The organism is Aquisalimonas lutea (genome assembly GCF_030409225.1).
GTDB classification, from domain to species: domain Bacteria; phylum Pseudomonadota; class Gammaproteobacteria; order Nitrococcales; family Aquisalimonadaceae; genus Aquisalimonas; species Aquisalimonas lutea.
Window position 1 is genome coordinate 483,971 of record NZ_JAUFPK010000001.1, and the last position, 26,087, is coordinate 510,057.

Below are 26,087 nucleotides of genomic sequence, written 5' to 3' on the forward strand. Positions count from 1 at the left end.
AGGCGTCACCGATGTTGTGGAGCAGACGCATCACCTGTCGTTGTGCGTCTCGTCAGAGCGCAAGGCTCTGCTTCCCCTTGAGCCCATACCCCATGGGCTTTTTTTTGCGTTATCGCGGCGAGCGGGCATCGACCGGGTCACGCGTACGGCGGCGCGCCCACGCGACGTTGCCACAGCCGCGACGCCGCCAGGGCCGCGACGGACAGCGGCACCAGGTAGCCGAAGAACGCGGCGACAACGCCCAGGGCCGGCACGCCGAGCAGCAGCAGGACACTCGGCGCGCAGCAGGCCGAGCCGGCCAGGAGGGCCGGCAGGGCGCCCCAGGCACCGGCGAGACCCGACAGCGAGCAGGACCGGGGCGCCCGCCACAGGGCGATGACCCCGTGGACATTCAGGGCGAGCAACGTGCCGAGCAGCGCGGCGATGGCGACGTTGACCGGGCTGACGAGCACCACCCACCATCCCGCCTCGGCCATGGCGACCGCCTCGAACAGGAAGGGCGCGCGCATGCTGAAGATGCGCTCCGGGCTCACCGCTGCCGTGCGAACGAGCCAGCCGGCACCGGGCTCGAACGCCAGGTCGCCGATGCCGAACAGGTAGGCCAGCGCGTAGAGCCCGCCGACCAGTGCCGAGGCCGCGCGCATCACGAACCGTCCACCACCCGCGTGTCCGAATAGAACGCCGCCCAGGCGAACCACATGGCCTCGAACCCGTTGACCGACTCCAGCGCATCCAGGGCCTCGTGGCGGGGTCCGTCGCGGCCGTAGGTCACCCCCTCGGGGACGTCCATCGCCTCGTCGCCGCGGAACACCCACGCCGTACCCAGGCCCGCATCGTGGAGGATCAGGTAATACCGGCCGCCGTGCTCGATCACGACCCCGCCGGTCTCCGCCAGATGCTCGCCATCGACGGCAACGGCGCCCGCCTGCGTCCGGAAGCCGAAGATCTCCCGCTTGTCGGGATAGCGGTCGTCCTCGTTCTGCAGCGGAAAGAGCGGGCCCGAATCGGGCTCGTAGTAGCCGGAGGGCGGGTTGTACGAGCCGTAGGGATCGCGCCGGTAGTTGCGCATGTAGCCGGTGTCCGTGGACAGCACCCGGGTCTCCGGGTACCGGGCCCGCCACTGCTCCCAGGTCGTCCAGACCACGCGGAACTCCTGCAGCCCGGCGCCCCGCCGGGGCCCGTTGATGGCCGCCGCCAGCATCTGCGGCCAGAAGCTGTCGGTTTCGCGGTCGTACATGACCAGGTTGCTGTTGATCAGCCGGCCCGAGACGCCCAGCTCGGTGTCGCCGCGGCGGAAGCCGAGCGCCGTCCCGGTGAGCGGGCAATAGGTGATGCTCACGGGCTCGCCGCCGATTTCGTCGTTGACGATCTCGTGCCAGACGAGCACCCGCTGGGGATACGCCCGCGCCTCGCCGTTGCGGTAGACGCCGATCACCCGGTCGCCGGCATCCAGGAACGCCGCGGCCTCCGCCGCGGACCACAACGCCGGGTCGTCGATGGACGGAATGCCGTCCTTGGACGGCCCCCCGGAGCGCATGGCATCGACATAACGCTCGGCCTCCAGCGGCACCAGCACAGGGTCCCGGGTGGGCAGCCCGTCCGCCGCCAGGCGGGCCGGAACCATGAGTGCGAGGGCAAGCAGCACGGAAGCGGACCAACGAGCCATGGGATTCTCCTGCGCGCAGCGTTTCCCTCCACTACGCCGCAGCGGCAGGCAGCCCGCAATCGGGGCTTCTACGGAGCCGAAGCCGCCCCCGACCAGGCCGCACCGTTCACGTCCCGGCGCCGCCGTCGTCCGGGAAGAGCCAGCGCGGGACGAGCCACAGATAGGCGATCATGCCCGCCAGCTCCACCAGGGACTGGAACACCACGACAACGGCGGCGACCTGGTAGGCGGTCGGCAGGCTCAGCGCCAGCGGCAGGACCACGAAGGAGTTGCGCGTGCCGAAACTGAAGGCCAGGACCCGGCCCTGTGCCGCCGGCAGGCGGAGCCATCCCGCCAGCAGCCACGCCAGGCACGCCGCGGCGACCAGGTACAGGACGAATACCGGCAACAGTCGCGGCAGCGCACCGGCGGCTTCACGCACCAGGTCCACCTGGGAGGCGCTCACCAGGAAGATCACGGCAGCCAGCAGGGGCACCGGCAGCCAGGCCAGGCCGGCGACCAGGCGCGGCGCCGCCGGGCCGGCTCGCTGGGTCAGCCAGGCCAGCCCCAGCGGCAGGAGGATGAGCCCGGCAAAGGCCCGCAGGACCTCGCCTCCGCCGAGGGCCACCACCGTCTCGCCGCCGAAATACAGGGCCAGGTAGGCGGGCAGGAGAACGAGCTGCAGCAGCAGGCTGACGGGCGCCAGGGCGATGGCGCGCCGGGTGGCGCCCCCGGCCTGCTGCACGAAGGCGAGGAACCAGTCGGTGCACGGCACCAGCAGCACCAGGGCCACGCCCAGGCGCAGCGCCGGCGAGGCCGGCAGCAGGACGAGCAGCCCCCAGACCAGCAGCGGCACCACCAGGAAGTTGCCGGCCAGGGCGGCGGCAAGAAACCGCACATCGGCGAAGGCTTCGGTCAGCCCGGCCAGGCGGACCTGGGTGAACGTCGCGTAGAGCAACGCACCGAGCAGGGGCCAGAGCAGCGCCTCGCCGGACGCACCCAGCACGGGCGCCCCGTGCCCGAGGGCCACACCGAAGGCCAGGGCGGCCGCATAGACGAGCACCTGGCAGCGCTCCAGCGCTGCCAGGCTCAACACCACGCCTCCGCGACGCCCGCGCGCGGGTCGGCTGCCGTCACCGCACCTCGCTGAGGCGGCCGGAATCGACATCGTAGACGAACCCGCGCACGGCGTCCTTGTGCGGGATGAACGGGTTCACCCGGATGCGCTCCATGGACTGCCGCACATCACCCTCCAGGTCCGGGAATGCCTCCAGCGCGAAATGCGGGCGAATCCCCGTGTCGGCCTCGATGTCCGCCTTGACCTCGTCGTCCCGGAAGCTCTGCATGCCGCACTTGGTGTGGTGGATGAGCATGATCTCCCGGGTATTCAGCAACCGCTGGGAGATGACCAGGGAGCGGATGACGTCCTCCGTGACCACGCCGCCGGCATTGCGGATGACATGGGCTTCACCGGGGGACAGTCCCAGCAGCTGGTAGACGTCCAGGCGCGCATCCATGCAGGTCACCACCGCCACCTGCCGGGATGGCGGCGCCGGCAGCCCGGAGGCGTCGAAGCCGTCCGCGTAGCCGCCATTGTTGGCGAGCAGGTCGTCTGTAGCGCTCATGATCTCTCCCTCCAGCTCGAGCCGAGTGTCTTGACCACCAAACTAGCACCACCCCCGCGGCGGGCCAACGGCGCCAAAGGGGCGATACCTCCTCAGAGGTTGGTAAAGCGCACGTCCCCGCTTACTCCCATGCCGGCAGGATACCGGCGCACCGTGCCTGCCCCAGGAGAAGCCGGGCCACGTGCGCGAAAAGCTCCGTACGCGTGACCGTGCCGGCGGTCAGCACGCCGATGGCTCCTTCATCGCGATTGATACCCTGCCGGCCCATCCACCGGTCCACGGCCGTGCCCAGGGAGACGCCCCGGCACAGCGCATCCGCGATCGGCCCGGGCAGGGCGACGCGGCCGCCGCCGGCGGTCACGACGGTGTCCCCGGACGTTGCCAGCGCACCCCAGGTGCACAGCCACAGGGACCCGCCGCCCTCCTGCACGCCGCCCTCCAGGCCGACGGCGACCGGGGCGGCGCCCTGCCGGATCAGCCATTGCGCGCGGTGGATCGCGCCGGCACGGGTCTCGTCGTCCCCCCATGGCTGCGCCGCCACTCCGGAAGGCGCCTCCCGGTATGTGACCCGGAATCCTTCCGCGGCGGTAAAGACCTGCCGCACGGCGGCCACCTTGGCGGGGTTCGCCGAGCCTGCGCAGATCCGCGTCGTCGCCCGCATGCCTGTGTCCACGCTGTGCCGATCCGGAAGGGGCTAGGGGGAGAACCGCGCGCGGCGCGCCGTATAGTCCGCGATGAACGGCTGCATCCGGCTGTCGTCGTAGGCCTGCAGGCCGCTGATGACCACCTTCTTGGCACCGGCGCCGATCACGCGGCCGCCGTCGGTAATCCGGAAACGCACCCATTCCTCGCCGCGCTTGCCCTGCACGTTCAGGCTGGCGTCCACCAGCTCCATGTCCAGCGCCGTCCCCGGGGGCTCCTGCAGGTCGAACGTCATGCTGTCATACAGCACCAGGGGACGGTCGGGATTGAACATCACACCCTTGTCGCGCATGAGCGGCTCCAGGAACTCCGGGAAGTTGCGCCCGGAGAACGCCGAGTACCGGCGGATGAAGGCCTCGACCACGGCCAGCTCCCGGATGGTCTCCCCGGTGCGCTCCACGTCCAGGTAGACCTTGCCGTCCTGCCCCGCGATGGCCAGCAGCGGCGCGTCCGAGTCGGGCAGGCTCAGGGGCACGTCGCGGCCGACCATGCCCCGGAAGCGGAACGCCATGTGCTCCGACAACCCGTAGTGCCCCAGCACCAGGGCGCACAGCAGATCCCCGGGAACGCAGAAACGGCGCGCATCGGCATCGTGGATCGGGTTGAAATCGCCGGCAACCACCTTGGCGAAACGGCTCGCCTGCTCCGGCGTGATCGTGGCCACGCCGGAGGCGAGGGTGTGAAAGTCATCGAGAAACACGGCGCTACAGCTCCCGGTCGATCGTGGCAGGCGCCACGAACAGTAATCACCCGAGCCCTCGGTTGCAAATGACGCCGATCGCCGACGCCCGCCGGTCACCCCCCGACGTGGGACATCTCCACCTTCCACTGCAGCGGCGCGGTCTCGTTGGTGCGCTGCTCGGAGTAGCGGTCCTCGCGCTGGCGCCAGATACCACGGATGATGTCGGCGAGCTGCTCGTCGTCCACGGTCTCGTCCCGCAGCGGCGTGCGCAGGTCGTGCCCGTGGCCGGCGAACAGGCAGGTGAACAGCTGCCCCTGGGAGGCCAGCCGCGCCCGTGTGCAGGTGCTGCAGAACGGCTCGCTCACCGACGAAATGATGCCGATCTCGCCGGCGCCGTCCACGTAGCGATAGCGGCTGGCCACTTCCCCGGTGTAGTTGGGATCCAGGGGCTCGATGGGCCAGACGGCGTTGAGCTCGTCGCGGATCTGGGCCGCCGTGACCACGTCGTCCAGCCGCCAGCCGTTGCTGTTGCCCACGTCCATGAACTCGATGTAGCGCAGGATGTGCGGCGTGTTGCGGAAGTACTCCGCCATGGGCACGATCTGGCCCTCGTTCATGCCGCGCTTGACCACCATGTTGACCTTCACCGGGTCGAGGCCGGCGCGCGAGGCGGCCTCGATGCCCTCCAGCACGGGCCCCACCGGGTAGTTGACGTCATTGACCGCCTTGAAGACATCGTCGTCGATGGCGTCCAGGCTCACGGTGACCCGGTTCAGGCCGGCGTTGACCAGATCCCGGGCATGCTGGGGCAGCAGCGAGGCGTTGGTGGTCAGCGTGATATCGTCGATGCCGTCGATGCTCGCCAGCATCTCGATGAGCTCGGGCAGGTCCTTGCGCACCAGGGGCTCGCCGCCGGTGATGCGCAGCTTGCGTACCCCGAGCCCCGCGAAGATCCGCGTCAGGCGCGTAATCTCCTCGAAGGTCAGCAGCTCGCGGCGCGCCAGGAACGGGTAGTCGGAGCCGAAAATCTCCTTGGGCATGCAGTAGACGCAACGGAAGTTGCAGCGGTCCGTCACCGAGATCCGCAGGTCCTGCAGCGGACGATGGAATACGTCTTCGGTTGCCAAGATCCTGCTCCTCCTCGGCGTCGCTGCTCCGCCCCGCGGGCAGAACAGGCCGGTCACATACATGATTTTCCAGATTACCAGATTGCGGGCTGTGGACCCTAGGAAAGCACCATCCCGACCCCGAGGCTGCGGCTCACGGGTCGCGGTAGCGACGTACGTGGGCCGGGTCATAGAGGGCGCTGTCCCGGAAGAGCCCCGGCTCCAGCGCCGGGCCGACGAGGATCAGGGCGCTGCGGCGCAGGGTCCACTCGGCCACGGCCGCCGGCAGCTCCGCCAGCGGGGCACGGGCCACCGCCTCGTCGGGCCAGGAGGCGCGCAGGACCACGGCGGCCGGGCACTGCTCGCCGTACCACGGCACGAGCCGCGCCACCACGTCCTCCAGGGCGTGGAGGGACAGATGCAGCGCCAGGGTGGTACCGGTGGCGGCGAACGCTTCCAGGGTCTCTTTCGGCGGCATGGACGACGCGCGCCCCTGGGTGCGCGTGAGCACCAGGGACTGGGCCACCTCCGGTATCGTGAGCTCACAGCCCAGGGTCGCGGCCGCCGCCGAGAACGCGGGAACGCCCGGCGTGAGCGTGTAGGCGATGCCCGCGGCATCGAGCCGGCGCAGCTGCTCGGCGACGGCGCTGTACACCGACAGATCGCCGGAGTGCAGCCGCGCCACGTCCAGTCCCCGGGCATGCGCGGCGGTGATCTCCGCCATGATGCCGTCCAGGGTCATGGGCGCCGTGTCGACCACGCGGGCATCGGGCGGGGCGTGGGCCAGGATCTCCGCGGGCACCAGGGAGCCGGCATACAGGCACACCGGGCACGCGGCGATGCGGTCGCGTCCGCGCAGGGTGAGCAGATCCGGCGCGCCCGGGCCGGCGCCGATGAAATGAACCGTCACGGTGTCTCCTCCTGAAGTTGTTCCGCCGCATCCGTCGCCGCCGCGCAGGTGGCGGGGCCCCGGGCGCGCCGCGGCACCAGCAGGCGGGGGTAGCCGCCGGCGGCCGCCAGTGCCGCCGCCTCCGCCACGGACGCCAGGCCGGTCGCCTCCACGGCCGCCGCGGATCGGCTGGACGCGGCCGGCTGCAGCGCCTGCAGGCGATCGTGGTCGACATACACCGGCGACAGGCCGAACCGCGCGGCCACCGGCTCCAGCAGCCCCGCACCGCGCTTGCGCTCGGGCGCGGCAATGGGCCCGCCCGGCGGCACGGCCCACCCTTCGGCCTCCAGCTCGGCGAGCACGGAGACCACCAGGGCCGCGAGCTCGTCCACGGTGCAGCGGCCGGCGAATCCCACGCCCAGGGCGATCACGACCGCACCAGCGTCCAGACGGTGACCGGGCGCAGCGGCTGCCACCCGGTGAACCCGCCCAGGGGCTCGCCGCGGCTCACCTGCAGCCGGGTCAGCTCACCACCCCAGGCAGCCATCGCGTCCGCCAGGGCCGCCTCGCCCTCCACGGTGACGGCGTTGGCCACGAGCCGGCCCCCGGGCCGGAGCGCGTCGTGGCAGGACGCCAGCAGCCCCGGGGTGGTCAGGCCGCCGCCGATGAACACGGCATCCGGCGTCGCCAGCCCGTCCAGGGCATCCGGGGCGGCGCCGGTGACGCACTGCAGATCCGGGACGCCGCAAGCGCCGGCATTGGCCGGGATGCGCCCGGCGCGCTCGGGGTCGGCCTCCACGGCCACCGCGCGGTTGCCGCTGTCGGCGAGCATCCACTCGATGCCGATGGCGCCGGAGCCGGCGCCGATGTCCCAGAGCAGCTCGCCGCGGCCCGGTCGCAGGTTCGCCAGGGTGACCGCACGGATCTCGCGCTTGGTGATCTGGCCGTCGTGGGCGAACAGGTCGTCGTCGCGGCCGGCGGCCGCGGCCAGCACGCGCGCATCCGTGCGGGCGCGGCAGGCAACCGCGATGGTGTTGAGGTCCTCGGTCCGCGCCGTCTCCCAGGCGTCGGCCGTGGCCTCCAGACGTCTCTCGCGGGGGCCGTCCAGGTGCTCCAGCACCGTCAGCGTGGACGGCCCGAATCCCGCCTCCCGCAGCAGGGCTGCCAGGGCCGCGGCGGTGGTACCGTCCCAGCTCAGCACCAGGAGCCGGGCCCCGGGCTGCAGCCAGGGGCGCACGCGGTCCAGGGAGCGGCCGTGGACCGACAGGCAGCGGCTGTGCTGCAGCGGCCAGCCCATGCGCGCGGCGGCCAGGCTGAAGGCGGACGGCGCCGGGTGGACGGTCATCTCCTGCGCCGGGATGTGCCGGGCCAGGGTGGCGCCGATGCCGTACCAGAAGGGGTCGCCGCTGGCGAGCACGCACACGCGCCGGCCCCGGCGGCCGGTCACCCAGGGCAGGGCCTTCTCCAGCGGCGATGGCCACGGGATCCGCTCCTGGCGGTCGCTCTCGGGCACCAGCGCCAGGTGGCGCTCGCCGCCGAACACCGTCTCCGCCTCGTCCAGCGCCTGCCGGGCCTGCGGCGCCAGGCCGTCGACGCCGCTGTCGCCGATGCCGATAATGGTGAGCCAGGGGGATGCGGCGCTCCGGGTCATGGGGCCTCCCGCCGGAGACTCGGTGACAATGCCGACGCGCCAGCAGGGTCGCGGCTGAAGCCGCTCCTACACGGCCGTGATCGCCGGTCGGGGCGCCCTCGCTGTGGGAGCGGCTTCAGCCGCGACCCTCCCGGACCATCCGTCTCCGGACACAGAGGCAACCAATGAACGTCCTGATCCTGGCCGGCACCGGCGAGGCCTCCGCGCTGGCCCACCGGCTGGCCGACCACCCGATCATCCGCGCGCGGATGTCGCTGGCCGGCCGCACGCGGCAGCCGGAGGCCCAGGCGCTGCCCAGCCGCGTCGGCGGCTTCGGCGGGGTCCAGGGGCTGGTGCAGTACCTGCGCGACCAGGGCATCGATGCCCTGGTGGACGCCACCCACCCGTTCGCCGCCGGCATGACGGCCAACGCCGCCGCGGCGGCCCGGGCAACCGGCGTGCCGCTGGCGCTTCTCGCGCGCCCGGACTGGACACCGGCGCCGGACGACCGCTGGCTCCGGGTGCCCGACCTGGAGGGCGCGGCGGAAGCCCTGCACCCCCTGGGCCGGCGCGTTCTGGTCACCACGGGCCGCAAGCTGGCCGCCTTCGAGCGCGTCCCGGATAAGCGCTACGTCATCCGCACCATCGATCCGCCGGAACCGCGGCCGGCGCTGCCGGACGCCGTCTACCTGCAGTCCCGCGGCCCGTTCCGGCTGGAGGACGAGCTGGCGCTGCTCCGGGAGCACGCCATCGACGTCCTGGTGACCAAGGCCAGCGGCGGCGGCGCCACCCGGGCGAAGCTCGATGCCGCCCGGCAATGCGGCATTCCCGTGGTCATGGTCGAGCGCCCGCCGCCACCGGAGGGCGTCGTCTCGTTCACGGACCCGGCGGACGTGGTCACGTGGCTGGAACAGCAGGTCCGGGGTTGAATGACCGTTGACCGGGCTCCGCGCGGATGGCGGGGTCCGGTTGCGGACCGTCTGCGGCCAGGACGGCCGCAGTCGAGCGTACAGGGATGTATTCACAGCGTGTCCGCGACCGGACGCCGCTATCCGGGCCCCCGCCCCGCCCCTGAACGGTTGCGTTCGCTCGGCGGACAGCTCCGTCATGTGGCCTCCGGCCGGTACTGGCGCGGCGTGTAGACCCACGTCCGGCCGCCGCGCTCCATCACCCGGGTGGTGGACGCCCCCACCAGGACCAGTGTGCGCATGTCCGCTTCGGCCGGGTCGACCCCGGCGAGGGTGGTCACATGGATGCGCTCCTGCTCGCCCCGGCCGACGGCGGTGCCCAGCACCACCGGCGTCGCCGCCGCACGCACGTCGCGGAGCGCGTCCAGCGCCGCGCCCAGCTGCCACGGGCGGGCGCGGGAGACGGGATTGTAGAAGGCCATGGCGAAGTCCGCCTCGGCGGCCAGGCGGATGCGCCGCTCGATCGCCGCCCAGGGCTTGAGGTTGTCCGACAGGGACAGCACGCAGAAATCGTTGCCCAGCGGCGCGCCGATCCGGGCCGCAACCGCCTGCATGGCGGAGACACCCGGCAGCACCGTGACATCCACCCCCGCCCAGCGGCCGTCGGCATCGCCGTCCAGGGCCTCCATCACCGCCGCCGCCATGGCGAACACCCCCGGGTCGCCGCCGGAGACCACGGCCACCCGGCCCCCGGCGCCGGCCAGATCCAGCGCCTGGCGGGCCCGGGCCAGCTCCTCGCGGTTGTCCGAGACATGGCGGCGCTGGCCCTCGCCGCGGACGCGGTCGACGTAGGGCCCGTAGCCCACCAGATCCGTGGCCCGCTCCAGGGCCGCCGCGGTCTCGGGCGTCTGCCACTGCGGCCCCGCCGGGCCCACGCCCACCACGCACAGGCTGCCCGCCGCGCTCATCGCCGCTCCCCCGTGCCCGGGACCACGATCATGGAGAAATACGGCGCCTTCCTGACCCGCGCTTCCGCCAGGGGCTGGACCACCTCGGCCTCCATGCTGGCGCGTTCCACGTACCAGGCGCGCTCGCTCATGCCCAGGGCGTCGAGGATGGCGACGACGCGGGCGAGGTTGCTGCCCACTTTCATGATCACCGCGGCATCCACGTTGGCGAGGCGGCCGCGCAGGTCGGCATCGGGCAGCGTGCCGGGCACCACGGTCAGGACATCGTCGCGCATGGTCAGCGGCATGGGCAGCAGGGCGGCGCTGCCCATCACCGAGGCGACGCCGGGCACGATGGTGGACGGAAACCGGTCCTTGAGCCGTAGATAGACGTGCATGAACGAGCCGTAGAAGAAGGGATCGCCCTCGTTGAGCACCGCCACCGAGCGCCCGGCCGCCAGGTGGCCGGCGAGCATCTCCGCGGAGGCATCGAAGAAGCCCTCGATGCTGTCACGGTACGCCGTGGACGTATGCGGCAGCTCCGTGGTCACGGGATAGACCATGGGCTCCTCGCGCTGGCCGTCGCGGATGTGGGGATCGGCCGACTCGCGGGCATTGCCGCGCTTGCCCTTCTTGCAGAAGTACGCCACCACGTCGCAGCCGCTCACCAGCCGCGCCGCCTTGAGGGTCATGAGCTCGGGATCGCCGGGCCCGGTGCCCACGCCGTAGAATCGTCCGCCTTCGATTGCCTGCAGGGTCGCCATGGGTCACCACCGATCCGTTGCCAGGGCGTTCACGGCGGCGGCCGCCATGGCGCTGCCGCCGCGCCGGCCGAACACCGTCAGATAGGGAAACGGGCGCGCCGCCAGCGCCTCCTTGCTCTCGATGGCGCCCACGAAACCCACCGGGATACCGATGATCGCCGCCGGGCGCGGGGCGCCGTCGGCCAGCATCTCCAAGAGACGAAAGAGCGCCGTGGGGGCGTTGCCGATGGCCACCACCGCGCCCTCCAGGCGGTCGCGCCACAGCTCCAGGGCCGCCGCCGAGCGCGTGGTGCCCAGCTCCTGCGCCAGTGCAGCGACGCGCTCGTCGCGCAGGGTGCAGACCACCGGGTTGGCCGCCGGCAGCCGGGCGCGCGTGATGCCGTGGGCCACCATCTCGCTGTCGCAGAGAACGGGCCCGCCCCCGTCCAGGGCGCGGCGGGCCGCCTCCGCGACCCCCGGGGCAAAGCCCACGTCCGCCGCCACGTCGGTCATGCCGCAGGCGTGGATCATCCGCACCACCGCCGGCACCAGCGTGTCCGGGAACCGGCCCAGGTCGGCCTCGGCCTGGATGATGGCGAAGGACTGCCGGTAGATGGCGGCGCCGTCGCGCTCGTAGACCAGGTCCTGTTGCTCAGCCACGTTCGCTCTCCTCGTTCACGGCCCGGACCACGGTGGCGCGGCCCAGGCGATGGATCAGCTGTTCCAGGGACTCCCCCTGCTGCCGCCGGCGCGCGTAGACGGCGTCCAGGGCGGCAATGCGGGCACGCACGGTGGCCGCTGGGGCGGGCGGCCAGTCCGGCGCCCCGGCGACGGAGCCGGTGACTGCCATGGCGTAGCGGCCCTCGGCGGCGACGAGCATGATCGATGCCGTCGGCGGGGCACCGCAGCCCTTGCCGCAGCCGGATACGTGCAGCCGCTCGCCGGCGGCCAGCAGCGTCGGGGCCATGCGCTCCATGGCCGCGGCATCGCCGCGGGTCGGCGTACTGCCGGAGGCGCAGCCCGGGGCGCCGACGCATGCGCCCAGGCCCAGGCGCGGATCGTCGGCGGCGGTGATCGCACCCAGCGCGTTCAACGGCGCCAGGGCGTCGTCCCCCGCGCCGGCGAGCATGACGCTGCGCCAGGGCGTCAGCCGCAGGCTCGCCGATGCCGCGCCGGCATGGCCTTCGGCGATGGCCGCCAGGCCGTCGAGCGTGTCCGCATCCAGGGCGCCGAACGGGAACACCGCGTGCACCCAGGCGCCCGCGGGACCCACACCGGGCGCACAGGGGCCGGACGCCGTCGTCATCCCGTGGGTGTCAGCGTCCAGCGTTTGCAGACCCGGCACGCCGCGGAACGCGTCCGCGCCCCGCTCGGCGAGGGCGGCCGCCATGCGCGGCGGCGTCGCCCCGCCGATGCCCGCCAGGCGCCCCAGGACGCCGGCGACGACCCCGGGCACGTCCTCCGCCCGGGCCCATCCCAGGATCACGGCATCGGCACCGCGGCCGGCCGCGGCGACGCGGTAGCCTACACCATCGGGCACCGCGACGGGGTCGACACGCACATCCGCGTAGACCCCGGGGATGCCGGCAACGCCGCCGCCGTCGATCACGACGCCCGTCTTGGCCGGCAGCCCGCGCAGCGCCGGATCCCCGGCGATGCGCCCGGCGACGGCGCGACCGAGGCCGGTCACGTCGGCCCGGGCCTGCGGGTCGAGATCGCTTGCCGGCGCCACCAGCACGTTGCGCACGGCCTCCCGCCCGGGGTCGTCGTCGGCCACGCCGGCCGCGACGAGCCGGGCTTGCGCCGCGGGCAGGGCGTCGCCGGCGACACCGCGCAGCTGCAGATTGCCGCGGCTGGTGAGCTCCAGGGCGCTGTTGCCGCAACGCCGGGCCGTATCGGCGACGGCCCGGGCCTGCGCCGGGGTCAGGCCGCCGACGGGATGGCGCAGGCGCAGCAGCAGCCCGTCGCCGCTGGCCAGCGGCGCGGCCACACCGGGGCAGGCGCCCCGGGGCACCGGCCGCCCGCCGGCGATGGTGCGCGAGGAATCGTTCATGGCTTCACCCGTACCCCCCGCGCCACCAGGGCCCAGGCCGCCGCGCCCGTGCCCGCCGTGACCACGGCAAGCACGGCGAAGGTGGCCGGCCAGGCGATGGCGCTGGTACCCAGCAGCCCGTGGCGGAAGCCCTCGATGATGTAGTGCATGGGATTGGCCAGGGACAGCGTCTGCCAGGGCTCGGCCAGCCGGCCCACGGGATAGAACAGCCCGCCCAGGTAGATGAGCGGCGTGAGCACGAAGGTGGCGATAACCGAGGTGTGGTCGAAGCTGCGGGCGAAGACGCCGTTGATGAGCCCCGCGAAGGCGAACAGCAGCGCCGCCAGCAGGGCCATGCCGGCGGTGGCCCCGGGATGCCGCAGCTCCAGGCCGGTGAGCGGCAGCGCCAGCGCGGCCACCAGCAGACCCACCAGCAGGCCGCGCAGCACCCCGCCGGTGACGAAGCCGGCAACGATGAGCCAGGCGGGCAGCGGCGCCACCAGCAGCTCCTCGATGTGGCGCTGGAGCTTGGCGCCGAAGAACGACAGCGTGACGTTGTTGTAAGCGTTGGTCACCACGGCCAGCATGATCAACCCCGGCGCCAGGAACTCGGTGTAGCTCACGCCGTCCAGGGCACGCACCTCACGGCCCACCAGCTCACCGAGGACCACCAGGAACAGCCCGGCGGTGACCACCGACGGCAGCAGCGTCTGCACCCAGGTGCGCAGGAAGCGCCGGAGCTGCTTGACCACCATGCCCCGGTAGGCGAACCAGTAGGCGGCGCTCATGCCCGCACCTCCCGTTCGTCGCCGTAGACGCGCTGGAAGAACAGCTGCTCCAGGCGGTTGCTCTTGTTGCGCAGGCTGGTCACCTGCACCCCCTGCCGGGAGAGCTCGGTGAACAGGGCATTGAGCGGCTGGCCGCGCGGCACGTCCACCTCCAGGGTGCGGGTGTCGACGCGCCGCGCGGCCACGTCGCCGAGCGCGGGTGCGCTGTGGCAGTCGGCGGCCAGGTCCAGCACCAGGGTGTCGTGATCCAGCCCGCGCAGGAGCTCGCCGGTGGCACCCCGGGCGATGACGCGGCCGCCGTCGATGAACGCCAGGTGGTCGCACAGCTGCTCGGCCTCCTCCAGGTAGTGGGTGGTCAGCAGCACCGTGATGCCTTCGCCGTTGAGCCGGCGCAGCAGCGCCCAGAGCCCGTGGCGCGCCTCCACGTCCACGCCGGCGGTGGGCTCGTCCAGCACCAGCAGGCGCGGCTCGTGGACCAGGGCCCGGGCGATCATCAGGCGGCGCTTGAAGCCGCCCGACAGGCCCCAGGCCGTCTGCCGGGCGCGATCCGTCAGCCCCAGCAGCTCCAGCACCGCGCGGGTGCGGCGGCGCGCGCGCCGCGGCGACAGGCCGTAGTAGGCGGCCTGGCCGGCGACGATCTCGCCCACGGGCTCGAAGCTGTTGAAGTTCACCTCCTGGGGCACCAGGCCGATGAGCGCCTTGGCGGCCACCGGGTCCCGGGCCAGGTCATGGCCGAACACGCGGATGCGCCCACGGTCCAGCCGCACCAGTGAGCTCAGCAGGCCGATCAGCGTGGTCTTGCCGGCGCCGTTAGGGCCGAGCAGGCCGAAGAACCCGCCGGCGGCGACCTCCAGGTCCACGCCGTCCAGCCCGACGCAGCCGCCCGCGTAGCGCTTGGCCAGCTGCTCCATGGTGATGGCCGGGGTGCTCATGCGACGCCGCCCTCCGCGGCTCCCACCAGGCGGCCACCGCGGTCGACGGCGCATACGTCCAGGGCGATGTCCGGGGGCAGGTGCCGCCGGGCCTGGTCGAACGCCCGGGCACAGATCCGGTCGCCCAGGGCGATGCCCGCCTCGCGGCACAGGGCCAGGGCCTCGATGCTGGTGTTGCACCCGCGCACGGCCGCCTGCAGCGATTCCGCGGCGCCGAGGGCGCCGGCCTCGGCGGCCAGCCCGTCCAGATCGATGGCGGACTTGCGGCTGTGGGTATCCGTGTGGCCCGCCGCGAACTTGCTGAGCTTGCCGAAGCCGCCGGCCAGCGTGACCCGGGGTACGGGGTGGCGCTTGAGGTACTTGAGGGTGCCGCCGACCAGGTCCCCCATCTCGATGATGGCCATGTCGCCGAGGCCGTAGCGCGCGCGCACCAGGGCCTCGCTGGAGCCGCCGGTGCAGCAGGCGACGTGGGGCACCGCGTTGGCCCGGGCCACGTCGATGGACTGGTGGATGGAGGCGACGTAGGCAGCGCAGGAGAACGGCCGGACGATCCCGGTGGTGCCGAGGATGGATAGCCCACCCCGGATGCCCAGGCGGCCGTTCATGGTGCGCTCGGCAATGCGCTCGCCGCCGTCCACGCCCACGGTGACGGCGAAGCCGCCGGCGTGGCCGTGGGCAGCGCCGCACTCCAGCAGGTGGTCGGTGATCATCCGCCGCGGCACCGGGTTGATCGCCGGCTCGCCGACGGCCACGGGCAGGCCGGAGCGCGTCACCGTCCCCACCCCGGCGCCGGCGTGAAACGTCACCCCGGCCGCAGGCGTCAGCGCGATCTGCACCCATACGCGGGCACCGTGGGTGGCATCGGGATCATCGCCGCCGTCCTTGATCACGCCCGCCTCGGCGCCCGCTGCCACGCGCCGGAGATCGGCGAGGGCCACCCGGACCCGCTGGCCCCGGGGGAGCACCACCTCCTCCACGGTTGCCGCCGTATCGCTGAGCATCAGGCGCGCGGCGGCCGTGGCGGCGGCCGTGGCGCACACGCCGGTGGTCAGCCCGGTGCGCAGGGCAGCGGGACCGCCGTCACGGGTCTCCGGGCGCATGGACGCCTGCCCCGGCTCTGCCTGATCATTGGTGGTCGCCAACAGAAGTCCCTCGTCGAGCGGCTGCGCGACGGGGTGCACGAACTGGGTGGGAACGATTCAGGACCAAAGGAGCGCTCCACCCGGCTCCGCCGCGCCCCGCGGCACCAGGTTCTCCAGGCCGGTCTCCGGGCTCGCGGACGGGGAGCACCCCGGCGGACCGCCTTCCCGGCCGCCGTTCGCGACGGCGCTGCCGGTGGCATAGTGTCCTGTCCGCCTACCGTTGCGGGGGCAGCGCCGGAATTGCGAGCCTGGCCCGCGCACCGGCTTCCCGATTCTCCCCGGGAACTGCGCCGGGGCACCTGGAGGTCGACTCGTACCTTAGGCGACCGGCCTGCCGGTTTCAACAGATACCACCGGAACCGTCGAGGAACTGCACATGAACGCATCCGACCAGCCGGTCGCGCTGATCACCGGGGGCGCCAACGGCATCGGCCTGGGCATCGCCCGGCGGCTGCTGCACGAGGGCTGGCGTGTCGCCGTCGTCGACGCCGACAGCGAGGCCGTGACCGCCTTGCCGCGGACCCTCGGCCACGGCGCCGGCCGGCTGGCCCCGATCCACGGCGACGTGGCCGACGAGGCCAGCGTGCGCGCCGCCGTCGGCGAGGTCATGAACCGCTTCGGCCGCATGGACGGCCTGGTCAACAACGCCGCCATCGCCGACGCGTTTACCGGGCCGGTGGAGGCCCTCGCCCTGGAGGAGTGGAACCGCCGGCTGGCGGTGAATCTCACCGGGGCGTTCCTGCTGGTGAAGCACACTGCCGCGCACCTGGCCGCGAACCGCGGCGCCGTCGTCAACATCGCCTCCACCCGGGCGCTGCAGTCGGAGCCGGACAGCGAGGCCTACGCCGCCGGCAAGGGCGGCCTGGTGGCGCTGACCCACGCCCTGGCCGTGAGCCTGTCCGGCCGCGTGCGCGTCAACGCCGTCAGCCCCGGATGGATCAGTGAGGACAGCGACCTCGCGCCGGAAGACCATGCACAGCATCCGGCCGGGCGCGTGGGCCGTCCCGACGATGTCGCCGGGCTGTGCGCGTTCCTGCTCTCCGACGCCGCCGGCTTCATCACCGGCGAGAACATTGTGGCCGACGGCGGCATGAGCCGAAGGATGATGTACGCGGAATGACCGACGCAATCGATGTGCTCGTCATCGGCGCCGGCGCCGCCGGCATCGCGGCCGCGCGGGAGCTGGACGCGGCCGGCCTGCGCTACCGCGTGCTGGAAGCCGGCCGCCGCGTCGGCGGGCGCGCCTGGACGGAGGACGACAGCCTGGGCGTGCCCTTCGACCGCGGCTGCGCCTGGTTCCACTGCGCCGACCGCAACCCCCTGCGCGTCCTGGCGGACGAGCACGGCATCGCCTACGGCGACAATCCGGCACTGGTGTATCACGTCGGCGGCCGTTTCCTGGACGATGCCGAGGCCCGGGCCCTGCGCGCCGCCGTCGCCGGGGACACCGAGCGGCTCTGCGCCGCCGGGCGCGCGGGGCGCGACGTCCCCGCCGCCGAGCTCCTGGACCCCGCCGCCGGCCACGCCCCGGTGCGCGACTACCTGCTCACCGCCATCAACGGCGTGCCCCCGGAGGAGTACGCCACCACGGAGGCCGCCGCCGATGACGACAGCGGCCAGGACTGGGTCGCCCGGGACGGCATCGGCACGCTGCTGGAGCGGCTGGCGCGCCCCCTGGCCATCGACGCCGGGCGCCCGGTGACCGCGGTGGACACCGGCGGCGCCCGGGTGCGGGTCGATACGCCGGACGGGCCGCTGACGGCACGCGCGGCGGTGCTGACCGTCTCCACGGGGGTTCTCGCCGCCGGCGCCATCCGGTTCCGTCCGGCCCTGCCGCCGGCCAAGACACGGGCACTGGCCGGGCTGCCCATGGGGGTGGCGGAGAAGATCGCCCTGCGCTTCCCCGGCAACCCGTTCCCGTTCGCCCCCGACACCTACCTGGTGGTCCAGCCCGGTGCCGACCGGCCGGCGTTCGGCTTTCACCTGTGCCCCGGCGGTCACCCGCTGGCGGTGGGCTATGCCGGCGGTCCCCTGGCGCGATGGCTGGGCCATCAGTCCACCGAAACCGCCCGCGCGTTCGCCCTGGATTCCCTCTGCCGCGCCTTCGGCGAGCGCCTGCGAGCTCAATGCCTCGCCGCGACCCGCACGGGCTGGCTGCACGACCCCCTGACCCTGGGCAGCTACTCCGCCGCCCGGCCCGGCGCCGGTGCCGGCGTCCGGGAGAGTCTGGCCGAGCCCGTGGGCGGACAGCTGTTCTTCGCCGGCGAGGCCACCGATCCCGTGGACTTCGCCACCGTTCACGGCGCCTGGCAGTCCGGCAGACGCGCCGCCAGGGAGGCCATGACCGCGCTGGCGGGATGATCCCGACCTCTACCGGACGTCCTGTCGGGTCCCAGTGGTCGATTCGATAGGATACAATCGATTTCCTTTCCGCCCTGGAGCGCACCATGGCCGAGACCGCATCCCGCCCGAACATCGTTCTCATGGTGCTCGCGGGCACGTTCACGGCGCTGGTGGTGATCGTCTTCGCCCGCCTCGCCTACGGCATCCTCCTGCCGCCCATGCGCGCGGATCTGGGCCTGGACTACCAGGCGGCGGGCGGACTGGGGACGGTCACCGCCCTGGGCTACCTCGGCTTCGTGCTGGTGGGCGGCGCGGCGGCGAGCCGCTGGGGCGCGCGCCGCACGGTGGTGTTCGGCCTGATCGCGGTCACCGCCGGCTTCGCGGGCCTGAGCGCAGCAGCGAGCTATCCGGTGATCGTGTTCCTCATGGCGCTGCTGGGCTTCGGTACCGCCTTCAGCTTCGCCCCCATGGTCTCGCTTCTCGCCACCTGGTTCCCGGAGCGGCGCGGGCTGGTCATCGGCTGCATGACCGGCGGCATCGGCGCGGGCATGCTGCTCACGGGGCTGCTGGTCCCGTGGCTGTACAGCGTCTTCGGTGACCATGGCTGGCGCGTGGCCTGGGGCGTGTTCGCCGCCGCGGCGATCGCGGCCGCGGGCCTGGTGCTGGCGTTCGTCCAGGACCCGCCGGTATCAGCGCCGGACAGCGGGCAACGGCCGCCGTCAGCCGACAAGTGGCGCATCTACGGCAACCCGCGCGTGCTCACCGTGGCCGCGGTCTACGGCATCATCGGCCTGACCTACATCGTCCAGGCGGTGTTCATGGTCAGCTTCATGGTCGAGTCCGGCTACACCGAGGCGACCGCGGGCACCTTCATGGCCATGATGGGCCTGCTGTCCGTGGCCGCCGGACCGCTCTGGGGCCTGGTCTCGGATCGCTGGGGCCGCGGCAACGCCCTCACCGCTGCCATGGCGCTGGTCACCGTCGCCATGGCGCTGCCCCTGGCGAGCCAGACGCTGCCGGCGTTCTTCCTCCATTTCCTGATCATGGGCTGCTCGGTGAACGGCATGTTCGCCCTCACCCAGGCAAGCACCACCGACCAGGTAGCGCCCCGCTACATACCCATCGCCTTCAGTTTCGCCACGCTGTTCTTCGCCGGCGGGCAGTTCGTCGGCCCCGCCCTGGCGGGCTGGCTCATCGAGACCACCGGCGACTTCCGCTCGGCGTTCGCGTTCACCTCGGCAGGGCTGGTCGTGGGCGTCTACCTGACCCTGCGCATCCGGCGCTTCCCCGCGGGGTTCGCCGTGGAGGCGGACGCGGGAGCACACGGGGCCGGTGCGGGATCGCCGCAAGGCGCGGAGTGCCAGGCCCGGGAGTGACGGGCGCGGATCAGCCCTGCCCCGAGGGGCGCGTGGGCGCCGCATCGGCCCCGGGGGTCAGCCGGCGGCAGGCGGTAAGCTCGCGGCGCTGACACTCGGCACACAGGGGCGTGACGCTGAACACGGCGGCGATGGCCCGCTGCGGCGAGCTGTGGATGTGGTCGTCGCCGATGGCCTCACGGAAGACCGGGTGCCGCAGGGTGGCCACGGCCGGGTCCTTGAAGCTGCAGAACCACAGGCCGCCTCCCAGGGAGCGGAAGCGCTCGGCCTCCTGGGCCAGCATCTCCGCCGCCGCCACATCGACGAACTCGACGCCGCTGCCCTCCAGCAGCACGTGGCGATAGCCGGCCTCCGTGAGCCGCGCCAGGTGGCCCTGGATGTGATCGGCCGAGCCGAAGAACAGCGGCCCGTCCACCCGCAGGATGCGCAGTTGCGGGCACTCCGGCAGCTCCCGCTTGGCGGCGTTGCGCAGGGGCATACCCGGCCGGTCCAGCATGGGCGCCACGGCCACGACGTAGGGGCGCGCGCTGCGCTTGAGGAACAGCAGCAGCGACAGCAGGACGCCGGCATAGATGGCGAACTCCAGGTCCAGGAGCAGGGTGGCCAGGAAGGTGACCGCGAGAATCATGGTCTCTTCCCGGCTGACCCGGACGATCTGCCGCAGCCGGGTGAAATCCACCAGGTTCCAGGCGATCACCAGCACCACCGCCGCCATGGCCGGCATGGGCAGGTAGGCGGTCACGCCCGGCACGGCCAGGACCACCAGCAGCAGGATGCCGGCCGCGAATACGGCGGCCAGCGGCGTCCGGGCGCCGGCCTCGTAGTTGGCGCCGGTGCGGGTGAACGAGCCCGAGGCCGCGTAGCAGGAGAACAAGCTGCCCACGATGTTGGACAGGCCCTGGCCGATGAACTCCTGGTTGCCGTCGATGCGCTGGCGCGACTGCATGCCCACGGCGCGGGCGATGGCCACCGCCTCGATCAGGGCGATCACGGCCACCGCCAGCGCCCCCGATGCCAGCTCCGGCATGGCCTGGAAGGACAGCAGATGCAGCGACGGCGGCGGCAGCTCCCCGGGGATCGCCCCCACCAGCGCGACACCGTGGCGCTCGGCACCCAGCAGCATCCCGGCGAGGCTGCCCGCGACCATGGCGATGAGCAGCCCGGGCCAGCGCGGGCGAAGGATGCGTACCAGGACGGCGCTGGCCAGGGTGACGGCGCCGATGGCCACCGCGTACGGGTTGGTCTCGCCCAGCGACGACGCGAAGGAAGCCACGGTTGCCGGGAACGAACCCGTGCTGGGGAGCTCGACCCCGAAGAAGTGGCGCAGCTGGCTGGCGGCAATCACCACGGCGGCCCCCGTGGTGAAGCCCACGACCACCGTGTGGGAGATGAAATTCACCAGCGTGCCGACCCGCACCAGGCCCAGCAGGAACTGGATCACCCCGGCCATGAAGGTCAGCGTCAGCACGTAGGGGATGAACTGCGGGCTGTCCGGGGGCACGACCCCGCTGACCACGCTGAAAACGACGATGGAGATGGCCGCCGTCGGTCCCGACACCAGGTGCCGGGACGAGCCGAACAGCCCGGCGATCACCGGCGGGATGATCGCGGTGTACAGCCCGTACTCCGGGGGCAGCCCGGCGATCAGGGCGTAGGCGACGCCCTGCGGCAGCACGATGACCGCCCCCGTCAGCCCGGCGAGCAGGTCGGCGCGCAGGGTGCGCCCGGTCACCCCGGGCAGCCACGCCAGGAACGGCAGCATGCGTGCGGAGAATAATCGCGCCACGGGGACTCACCAGCTCCGATCGGTTACCGCTTGCGAGAGGCGCAGGGTACACCACGAGCCGGCTGCGTCCAGATCCGGCTCGACGCCGAGGCCGGGCACCGTGGACAGTGCCATGCCGCCGTCTGCGACCCGGGGGAACGGCTGCGCCAGGGTCTCACGCAGGGGATTGGCGTTGACGTCGACTTCCAGCAGGCCGTCGCCGCCCACGGCGGCCAGGGCGTGGCCCGAGGCGATCAACCCGATGCCGCCGCCGAGATAGTGCGGACAGTAGCGGCGGCCGGCACCCAGCACGTAGCGGGCCACCGGGACGCAGCGGCTCACCCCGCCCCACTTGCACAGATCCGGCTGGATGACCTGCAGCCAGCCGCCGTCCGCGGCGTCGATGAACTGCGCCTCGGTGGCCAGGTTCTCGCCGCCGGCCAGCGGCACGGGGCTGTCCCCGGCCAGGGCCCGCCATGCGTCCACCGGGGTATCCGCCGGCATGGGCTCCTCCAGCCAGCCGGCGCCCGCCTCGGCCAGCGCCGGCAGCAGCCGGCGGGCCTGCGCGGGGGTCCAGGCCTGGTTGGCGTCCACCATGAAGCCCTCGCCCGGTCCCATGGCGGCGGCGAGACGCTCGATCACGGCGCGGTCGGCATCCGGGTCGAAGCCGATCTTGATCTTGAAGGCGCTGTAGCCCGCTTCGCGGGCCCGGGCCACGGACTCCACGGCGCCGTCCGGGTTGATGCCGCTGGCATACACCGGGACGCGCGGCTGCGCCCCGCCGGCGCCCAGGCACTGCCACAGCGGCTGCCCGGCGCGACGCGCCACCAGGTCCCAGAGGGCGACGTCGACCCCGGCGATGGCCTGGGCAATGGGACCGTACTCGCGGGTCTGCAGCGCCAGGACCCGGGTCTCCCGCTCCAGCGCCGCGAATGCGTCCACCGGCGAGGGGAACGCCCGCCCCAGCAGCCTCGGCGCCAGCACCGATGCCGCCAGGCGCCCGCGGTGCTCGGCCCCGCAGGTGGGGAAGTTGCACCAGATCTCGCCCCAGCCATGGCAGCCGTCCTCGTCCTCGATGCGGACCAGCACGGCGGGTCGGTCCGTCATGGTCCCGAAGGACGTACGCACGGGCGTGTCGATGGGCGCGCGGAAGACGTGCACGTCCAGGCGGGTGAGGGGCGGGACCTCCAGCGGGACGCCCGGGGAGGGCACGACCGCGGGCAGGGCGGCGTCACCGCTCCGCCCTGCGCCGCCCGCCTCGTGGCCTGCCGTCGGCTGCATGCCCTAGCCTCCGGCCTGCTTGACGTACGCCGAGTGCTCGGTGGTGTAGAACTGCACCGCCGAGGGCCCGACCGAGTACGCACCGACACCGGAGCTCTTGATGCCGCCGAAGGGCATGTGATCGTCCGGGACGGTGCCGTGGTTGACGTGGAGCATGCCGTTGTCGCTCTCGTCCAGGAAGCGCTGGATCAACGCGGCATCGTTGCTGAACAGCGAGGACGTGAGACCGTAGTCGACGTCGTTGAGGATCGACAGGGCCTGATCGAAGTCCCGGTAGGGCGTGACGGTGAGCACCGGGCCGAAGATCTCTTCCCGGGCCGCTTCCATGCCGGGGGTCACGTCGGTGAGGACCGTGGGCTGATAGAAGTGGCCCCCGGGGCAGGCCTCCACCCGGGCATGCCCGCCGCCGGTGAGCACGGCCGCGCCCTCGGCCCGGGCCCGGTCGACGAAGCCGGCCACGCGCTCCAGCTGCTCCCGGTTGATCAACGGTCCCATGGTGGTGGCCGGGTCCTGGCCGCTTCCCAGCACCACGGCCTCGGCGCGGGCCCTGAGGCCGTCCGCCACGGCGTCGTGCATGCCCGCCGCCACGATGACGCGGCTGATGGCGGTGCAGCGCTGCCCGGCGCACTGGAAGGCGGCGCCGACGACCTGGTCCAGGCAGCCGTCCAGGTCGTCCGTATCGTTGATGACCACGGCGTTCTTGCCGCCCAGCTCCAGCGACAGCTCGGCGAGGCTGCCGGCTGCGGCGGCGTAGATCGCCTTGCCGGTGGCCACGGACCCGGTGAACGTCACGCCGTGCACCCGGCGGTCGCTCACCAGCGCACCGCCGACGCTTCCGCCCCCCTGAAGGATCTGCATCACTCCGTCGGGCAGAATGCCCCTGGCGGCCTCGGCAATGAGGCAGGCGGCCGCGGGTGTGAGCTCCGAGGGTTTCAGCACGATGGCGTTGCCGTGGGCCAGCGCCGGCGCGATCTTGCGCATGGGCGTGAGGACCGGGAAGTTCCAGGGCGTGATGGCGGCGATCACGCCCCGGGGGCGACGCAGCACCATGTTCCGGCAGCCGGGTTTCTGGGCCGGCACCACGCCGCCGTGGCTGCGAACGGCCTCGCCGGCCATGAAGCGCGCCTCGCGCAGTGCCTTGCCCGTCTCGCCCCGGCCTTCCGCCAGGGGTTTGCCCTGCTCCAGGGTCACGGCATGAGCGATGGCCTCGGTCTGCTGCTCGACCGCATCCAGGAAGCGGTTTAGCAGGCGGGCGCGTTCCGCCGGCGGGTAGGCCGCCCAGCGCGCCTGGCCCAGGCGCGCGGCATCCAGGGCGGCGCCGATGCCGTCCGCCGACGTGGCCCGATACGTACCGACCGTCTCGTCCGGGGCGGCGGGATTGAACGTGGCGAACGCCTCACCCGTGCCCGCCTGCCATTCGCCGTCGATGAGAGAGTGAAAGGTATACATGCCGAGGGCTCCTGATCATTTCCACTGAACGTTGTAAGCGCTAACATCCGGATTCGAAGCAACGGACTTCCCTGAACCTGCGAGCGCCGGAATCCCGCAATGGAACGCAAGTCTGCCGTACGAATGGAGGATGTCGCCCGGCTCGCGGGGGTCTCCTCGATTACCGTGTCGCGCGTGCTCAACCACCCGGACAAGGTCGCCGAGGGGACCCGCGAGCGGGTCCTGGCCGCCGTCGAGGCCACGGGCTACATTCCCAACAGCGTGGCCGGCAGTCTCGCCTCCCGGCGCACCCGGGTCATCGGGGCGCTGGTTCCGACCATTACCAACTCGATCTTCGCCGACACCATCGACGGCATGGACGATGTCCTGCGGCCGGCGGGCTATCAGCTCCTGCTGGGCGCCACGGGCTACTCGCTGGACGAGGAGAGCCGGCTGATCAGCGCCATGCTGGCGCAGCGCCCGGCCGGCCTTCTGGCCACCGGCCTGCAGCACCAGGCCCAGGCGTACACGCTGCTGCGGGCCACGGAGATCCCCATCGTCGAGACCTGGAACGTCGACGGCGACCCCGTGGACATGGCCGTGGGCTTCTCCAACTTCCGGGCGTGCCACGCCATGGTCACGTGCCTGGCGGAACAGGGCGCGCGCCGGATCGGGTTCGTCAGCGCTCCGACCACGGCCAACGACCGGGCGGAGCAGCGCCTGCTGGGCTACCGCCGGGCCGTGCGGGACCTGGGCCTGGACGCCGACCCGGCGCTGGAGCGCGAGGCGAAGTTCTCCTTCCACGCGGGGGCCGAACGCCTGCTGGAGCTGCTGGCGGCGCGCCCGGACGTGGAGGCCATCTTCTTCGCCAACGACATCCTGGCCCTGGGCGCGCTGTTCGAGTGCCAGCGACGGGGCATCCGCGTACCGGAGGATCTCGCCATCGCCGGCTTTGACGACGTGGAGCTCGCCGCCCAGGTGAACCCGGGGCTGACCACGGTGCGCATCCCGCGCTACGGCATCGGCCGGCAGGCGGCCCACATGATCCTGCGCCGGATCGAGGGCGGCGTGGTGGATCCCTCGGTGGTGGACCTGGGATTCGAGATCGTCCAGCGGGCGAGCACACCGGCCGGGTCTGCCGCCCCGGCCTGAGGCGTTCTCCCTGCCGGGTGGCGGCACGGTACGCATGTCAGTCGCGCCGGCGCGACGGGGCATCCAGGGCCAGCGACCGCAGCGTGGGGTACAGCGCGGTCCAGTCCTCGCGGCCGCGCCCGGCCCGGCGTGCAAGCCCGTACGCCTGGTGGGCCACGGCGCCCATCCACGACGGCGCGTCCAGCTCCGCCGCCATGGTCAGGGCCAGACCCATGTCCTTGTGCGCCAGATCGACCATAAAGCCCGGCGTCAGATCGCCCTTGAGGACCTTGGCGGGATAGGTCGTGCCCATGTGCCCCTGGCCGGCGACGGTGCCCATCATCACCTCCCGGGCCTGCTCCGGGTCCAGGCCGGAGCTCTCGGCCATGGTCAGGGACTCCGCGGTGAGAACGTTCAGGGCGATGGACATGTAGTTGTTGACCAGCTTCATGCGCTCGCCGGCGCCGACGGGGCCGCAGTGGACGATGGTATCGCCCAGGGCCTCGAGATAGGGCCGGGCGCGTTCCACGTCCGCCTGTTCGCCACCCGCCATGATCAGCAGCTTGCCGTCCACCGCGTGCTGGGAGGAACGGCCCACCGGCGCGTCGACCAGCTGGACGCCGCGCTCCGCGAGTCGCTGCGCGAAGGCATCGGTCTGGCTCGGCAGCACCGTGCTCATGTCGATGCACAGCGCCCCCTCCGACAGGCCCTCGACGGCCCCGCCGTCGCCGAACAGGGCCGCTTCCACGACGTTGCCGTTGGGCAGCATGGTGATCACGGCCGCTGCGCCCCGGGCGGCATCCGCGGGCGAGCCGGCGACGTACGCGCCGGCGGTGCCGAGGTCGGCCGCGGCATCGGCGTTGACGTCGTAGACCCGCAGGGAGAATCCCGCCCGGATCAGGTTGCGCGCCATGGGCGCGCCCATGGTGCCCAGTCCGACGAAGCCAAGAGTAGTGGCCATTGCTTTTCCTCTGTCGATGGTCGAGCGAATT

The 26,087-nt window shown here is 72.6% G+C and carries 26 protein-coding genes and 1 riboswitch; of the genes, 5 read left to right on the top strand and 21 right to left on the bottom strand.

The window, feature by feature from the left end; genetic code table 11:
• Positions 1-137: 137 nt before the first annotated feature.
• The 10 genes from QWY84_RS02405 to cbiE all read right to left on the bottom strand — a co-directional run bounded on the left by QWY84_RS02405 (position 138) and on the right by cbiE (position 8,300).
• Complete coding sequence (locus tag QWY84_RS02405; protein ID WP_290200852.1) at positions 138-644, bottom strand: hypothetical protein; 507 nt, start codon at positions 642-644, stop codon at positions 138-140.
• Positions 644-1,666: a DUF3179 domain-containing protein gene (locus QWY84_RS02410; RefSeq protein ID WP_290200853.1), complete on the bottom strand. Its 1,023-nt coding sequence runs from the start codon at positions 1,664-1,666 to the stop codon at positions 644-646. Before QWY84_RS02410 ends, QWY84_RS02405 begins: the two co-directional genes overlap by 1 nt.
• Positions 1,667-1,772: 106 nt before the next feature.
• Positions 1,773-2,732 (bottom strand): arsenic resistance protein, encoded by a 960-nt coding sequence (locus QWY84_RS02415; protein WP_290202663.1) that lies wholly within the window; start codon positions 2,730-2,732, stop codon positions 1,773-1,775.
• A gap of 46 nt (positions 2,733-2,778) precedes the next feature.
• Positions 2,779-3,270: a beta-class carbonic anhydrase gene (locus QWY84_RS02420; RefSeq protein WP_290200854.1), complete on the bottom strand. Its 492-nt coding sequence runs from the start codon at positions 3,268-3,270 to the stop codon at positions 2,779-2,781.
• A 121-nt stretch (positions 3,271-3,391) separates the two neighbouring features.
• A complete protein-coding gene (locus tag QWY84_RS02425) occupies positions 3,392-3,943 on the bottom strand; it encodes a DUF84 family protein (RefSeq protein ID WP_290200855.1) in 552 nt (183 codons plus the stop codon).
• A 21-nt stretch (positions 3,944-3,964) separates the two neighbouring features.
• Positions 3,965-4,672: a DUF3581 family protein gene (locus tag QWY84_RS02430; protein WP_290200856.1), complete on the bottom strand. Its 708-nt coding sequence runs from the start codon at positions 4,670-4,672 to the stop codon at positions 3,965-3,967.
• A 95-nt stretch (positions 4,673-4,767) separates the two neighbouring features.
• On the bottom strand, positions 4,768-5,781 hold the full coding sequence (gene moaA, locus QWY84_RS02435) for a GTP 3',8-cyclase MoaA (protein WP_290200857.1): 1,014 nt from the start codon (positions 5,779-5,781) through the stop codon (positions 4,768-4,770).
• Between the two features lie 133 nt (positions 5,782-5,914).
• Positions 5,915-6,670: a precorrin-4 C(11)-methyltransferase gene (gene cobM / locus QWY84_RS02440; RefSeq protein ID WP_290200858.1), complete on the bottom strand. Its 756-nt coding sequence runs from the start codon at positions 6,668-6,670 to the stop codon at positions 5,915-5,917.
• On the bottom strand, positions 6,667-7,080 hold the full coding sequence (locus QWY84_RS02445) for a cobalamin biosynthesis protein (protein WP_290200859.1): 414 nt from the start codon (positions 7,078-7,080) through the stop codon (positions 6,667-6,669). Before QWY84_RS02445 ends, cobM begins: the two co-directional genes overlap by 4 nt.
• Positions 7,077-8,300 (bottom strand): precorrin-6y C5,15-methyltransferase (decarboxylating) subunit CbiE, encoded by a 1,224-nt coding sequence (gene cbiE, locus QWY84_RS02450; protein ID WP_290200860.1) that lies wholly within the window; start codon positions 8,298-8,300, stop codon positions 7,077-7,079. The genes QWY84_RS02445 and cbiE overlap by 4 nt, the downstream gene beginning before the upstream one ends.
• A gap of 164 nt (positions 8,301-8,464) precedes the next feature.
• On the opposite strand from cbiE, the gene QWY84_RS02455 reads away from it, so the two are divergent.
• Positions 8,465-9,208 (top strand): cobalt-precorrin-6A reductase, encoded by a 744-nt coding sequence (locus QWY84_RS02455; RefSeq protein WP_290200861.1) that lies wholly within the window; start codon positions 8,465-8,467, stop codon positions 9,206-9,208.
• A 176-nt stretch (positions 9,209-9,384) separates the two neighbouring features.
• Here the strand turns inward: QWY84_RS02455 and cobJ are convergent, their stop codons facing one another.
• The 7 genes from cobJ to QWY84_RS02490 are packed head-to-tail and all read right to left on the bottom strand — an operon-like array spanning position 9,385 to position 15,729.
• Entirely contained in the window at positions 9,385-10,155 is a 771-nt protein-coding gene (gene cobJ, locus QWY84_RS02460) for a precorrin-3B C(17)-methyltransferase (protein ID WP_290200862.1), read from the bottom strand.
• The gene (locus QWY84_RS02465; protein WP_290200863.1) at positions 10,152-10,898 is read right to left on the bottom strand and encodes a precorrin-2 C(20)-methyltransferase; all 747 of its coding nucleotides are present in this window, start codon (positions 10,896-10,898) and stop codon (positions 10,152-10,154) included. The genes cobJ and QWY84_RS02465 overlap by 4 nt, the downstream gene beginning before the upstream one ends.
• 3 nt (positions 10,899-10,901) lie before the next feature.
• Positions 10,902-11,537, bottom strand: coding sequence for a precorrin-8X methylmutase (locus QWY84_RS02470; protein ID WP_290200864.1), 636 nt, complete (start codon positions 11,535-11,537; stop codon positions 10,902-10,904).
• Positions 11,530-12,930 (bottom strand): precorrin-3B synthase, encoded by a 1,401-nt coding sequence (cobG, locus tag QWY84_RS02475; RefSeq protein WP_290200865.1) that lies wholly within the window; start codon positions 12,928-12,930, stop codon positions 11,530-11,532. Before cobG ends, QWY84_RS02470 begins: the two co-directional genes overlap by 8 nt.
• Complete coding sequence (locus tag QWY84_RS02480; RefSeq protein ID WP_435372979.1) at positions 12,927-13,664, bottom strand: ABC transporter permease; 738 nt, start codon at positions 13,662-13,664, stop codon at positions 12,927-12,929. The genes cobG and QWY84_RS02480 overlap by 4 nt, the downstream gene beginning before the upstream one ends.
• 29 nt (positions 13,665-13,693) lie before the next feature.
• Positions 13,694-14,629, bottom strand: a complete 936-nt coding sequence (locus QWY84_RS02485) for an ABC transporter ATP-binding protein (protein ID WP_290200867.1) — start codon at positions 14,627-14,629, stop codon at positions 13,694-13,696.
• On the bottom strand, positions 14,626-15,729 hold the full coding sequence (locus QWY84_RS02490; protein ID WP_290202664.1) for a cobalt-precorrin-5B (C(1))-methyltransferase: 1,104 nt from the start codon (positions 15,727-15,729) through the stop codon (positions 14,626-14,628). Before QWY84_RS02490 ends, QWY84_RS02485 begins: the two co-directional genes overlap by 4 nt.
• 141 nt (positions 15,730-15,870) lie before the next feature.
• Positions 15,871-16,089, bottom strand: a riboswitch (cobalamin riboswitch).
• 58 nt (positions 16,090-16,147) lie between these two features.
• On the opposite strand from QWY84_RS02490, the gene QWY84_RS02495 reads away from it, so the two are divergent.
• From QWY84_RS02495 to QWY84_RS02505, 3 genes are all read left to right on the top strand, one after another.
• Complete coding sequence (locus QWY84_RS02495; protein WP_290200868.1) at positions 16,148-16,891, top strand: SDR family oxidoreductase; 744 nt, start codon at positions 16,148-16,150, stop codon at positions 16,889-16,891.
• The gene (locus tag QWY84_RS02500) at positions 16,888-18,132 is read left to right on the top strand and encodes a flavin monoamine oxidase family protein (protein WP_290200869.1); all 1,245 of its coding nucleotides are present in this window, start codon (positions 16,888-16,890) and stop codon (positions 18,130-18,132) included. The genes QWY84_RS02495 and QWY84_RS02500 overlap by 4 nt, the downstream gene beginning before the upstream one ends.
• A gap of 86 nt (positions 18,133-18,218) precedes the next feature.
• The gene (locus QWY84_RS02505) at positions 18,219-19,490 is read left to right on the top strand and encodes an MFS transporter (protein ID WP_290200870.1); all 1,272 of its coding nucleotides are present in this window, start codon (positions 18,219-18,221) and stop codon (positions 19,488-19,490) included.
• A 10-nt stretch (positions 19,491-19,500) separates the two neighbouring features.
• On the opposite strand, the gene QWY84_RS02510 is transcribed toward QWY84_RS02505, so the two are convergent.
• The 3 genes from QWY84_RS02510 to QWY84_RS02520 are packed head-to-tail and all read right to left on the bottom strand — an operon-like array spanning position 19,501 to position 23,985.
• Positions 19,501-21,276 carry a SulP family inorganic anion transporter gene (locus QWY84_RS02510; protein WP_290200871.1) on the bottom strand — a complete coding sequence of 592 codons (1,776 nt, stop codon included), beginning with the start codon at positions 21,274-21,276 and terminating at the stop codon, positions 19,501-19,503.
• Positions 21,277-21,282: 6 nt separating this feature from the next.
• A complete protein-coding gene (locus tag QWY84_RS02515) occupies positions 21,283-22,536 on the bottom strand; it encodes a mandelate racemase/muconate lactonizing enzyme family protein (protein ID WP_290200872.1) in 1,254 nt (417 codons plus the stop codon).
• 3 nt (positions 22,537-22,539) lie between these two features.
• The gene (locus tag QWY84_RS02520) at positions 22,540-23,985 is read right to left on the bottom strand and encodes an aldehyde dehydrogenase family protein (RefSeq protein ID WP_290200873.1); all 1,446 of its coding nucleotides are present in this window, start codon (positions 23,983-23,985) and stop codon (positions 22,540-22,542) included.
• A 99-nt stretch (positions 23,986-24,084) separates the two neighbouring features.
• Between QWY84_RS02520 and QWY84_RS02525 the strand changes: the two genes are divergently transcribed.
• Positions 24,085-25,116: a LacI family DNA-binding transcriptional regulator gene (locus QWY84_RS02525; protein WP_290200874.1), complete on the top strand. Its 1,032-nt coding sequence runs from the start codon at positions 24,085-24,087 to the stop codon at positions 25,114-25,116.
• 37 nt (positions 25,117-25,153) lie between these two features.
• Here QWY84_RS02525 and yihU read toward each other — a convergent pair whose 3' ends face one another.
• Positions 25,154-26,056 carry a sulfolactaldehyde 3-reductase gene (gene yihU, locus QWY84_RS02530; protein WP_290200875.1) on the bottom strand — a complete coding sequence of 301 codons (903 nt, stop codon included), beginning with the start codon at positions 26,054-26,056 and terminating at the stop codon, positions 25,154-25,156.
• Positions 26,057-26,087 lie beyond the last annotated feature (31 nt).

Coding starts and splice junctions, on each gene's coding strand:
- QWY84_RS02405 (WP_290200852.1), bottom strand. CDS start 644: ATGCGCGCGGCCTCGGCACTGGTCGGCGGGCTCTACGCGCTGGCCTAC.
- QWY84_RS02410 (WP_290200853.1), bottom strand. CDS start 1,666: ATGGCTCGTTGGTCCGCTTCCGTGCTGCTTGCCCTCGCACTCATGGTT.
- QWY84_RS02420 (WP_290200854.1), bottom strand. CDS start 3,270: ATGAGCGCTACAGACGACCTGCTCGCCAACAATGGCGGCTACGCGGAC.
- cbiE (WP_290200860.1), bottom strand. CDS start 8,300: ATGACCCGGAGCGCCGCATCCCCCTGGCTCACCATTATCGGCATCGGC.
- QWY84_RS02455 (WP_290200861.1), top strand. CDS start 8,465: ATGAACGTCCTGATCCTGGCCGGCACCGGCGAGGCCTCCGCGCTGGCC.
- cobJ (WP_290200862.1), bottom strand. CDS start 10,155: ATGAGCGCGGCGGGCAGCCTGTGCGTGGTGGGCGTGGGCCCGGCGGGG.
- QWY84_RS02465 (WP_290200863.1), bottom strand. CDS start 10,898: ATGGCGACCCTGCAGGCAATCGAAGGCGGACGATTCTACGGCGTGGGC.
- cobG (WP_290200865.1), bottom strand. CDS start 12,930: ATGAACGATTCCTCGCGCACCATCGCCGGCGGGCGGCCGGTGCCCCGG.
- QWY84_RS02480 (WP_435372979.1), bottom strand. CDS start 13,664: ATGGTGGTCAAGCAGCTCCGGCGCTTCCTGCGCACCTGGGTGCAGACG.
- QWY84_RS02485 (WP_290200867.1), bottom strand. CDS start 14,629: ATGAGCACCCCGGCCATCACCATGGAGCAGCTGGCCAAGCGCTACGCG.
- QWY84_RS02490 (WP_290202664.1), bottom strand. CDS start 15,729: ATGCGCCCGGAGACCCGTGACGGCGGTCCCGCTGCCCTGCGCACCGGG.
- QWY84_RS02495 (WP_290200868.1), top strand. CDS start 16,148: ATGAACGCATCCGACCAGCCGGTCGCGCTGATCACCGGGGGCGCCAAC.
- QWY84_RS02500 (WP_290200869.1), top strand. CDS start 16,888: ATGACCGACGCAATCGATGTGCTCGTCATCGGCGCCGGCGCCGCCGGC.
- QWY84_RS02505 (WP_290200870.1), top strand. CDS start 18,219: ATGGCCGAGACCGCATCCCGCCCGAACATCGTTCTCATGGTGCTCGCG.
- QWY84_RS02515 (WP_290200872.1), bottom strand. CDS start 22,536: ATGCAGCCGACGGCAGGCCACGAGGCGGGCGGCGCAGGGCGGAGCGGT.
- QWY84_RS02520 (WP_290200873.1), bottom strand. CDS start 23,985: ATGTATACCTTTCACTCTCTCATCGACGGCGAATGGCAGGCGGGCACG.
- QWY84_RS02525 (WP_290200874.1), top strand. CDS start 24,085: ATGGAACGCAAGTCTGCCGTACGAATGGAGGATGTCGCCCGGCTCGCG.
- yihU (WP_290200875.1), bottom strand. CDS start 26,056: ATGGCCACTACTCTTGGCTTCGTCGGACTGGGCACCATGGGCGCGCCC.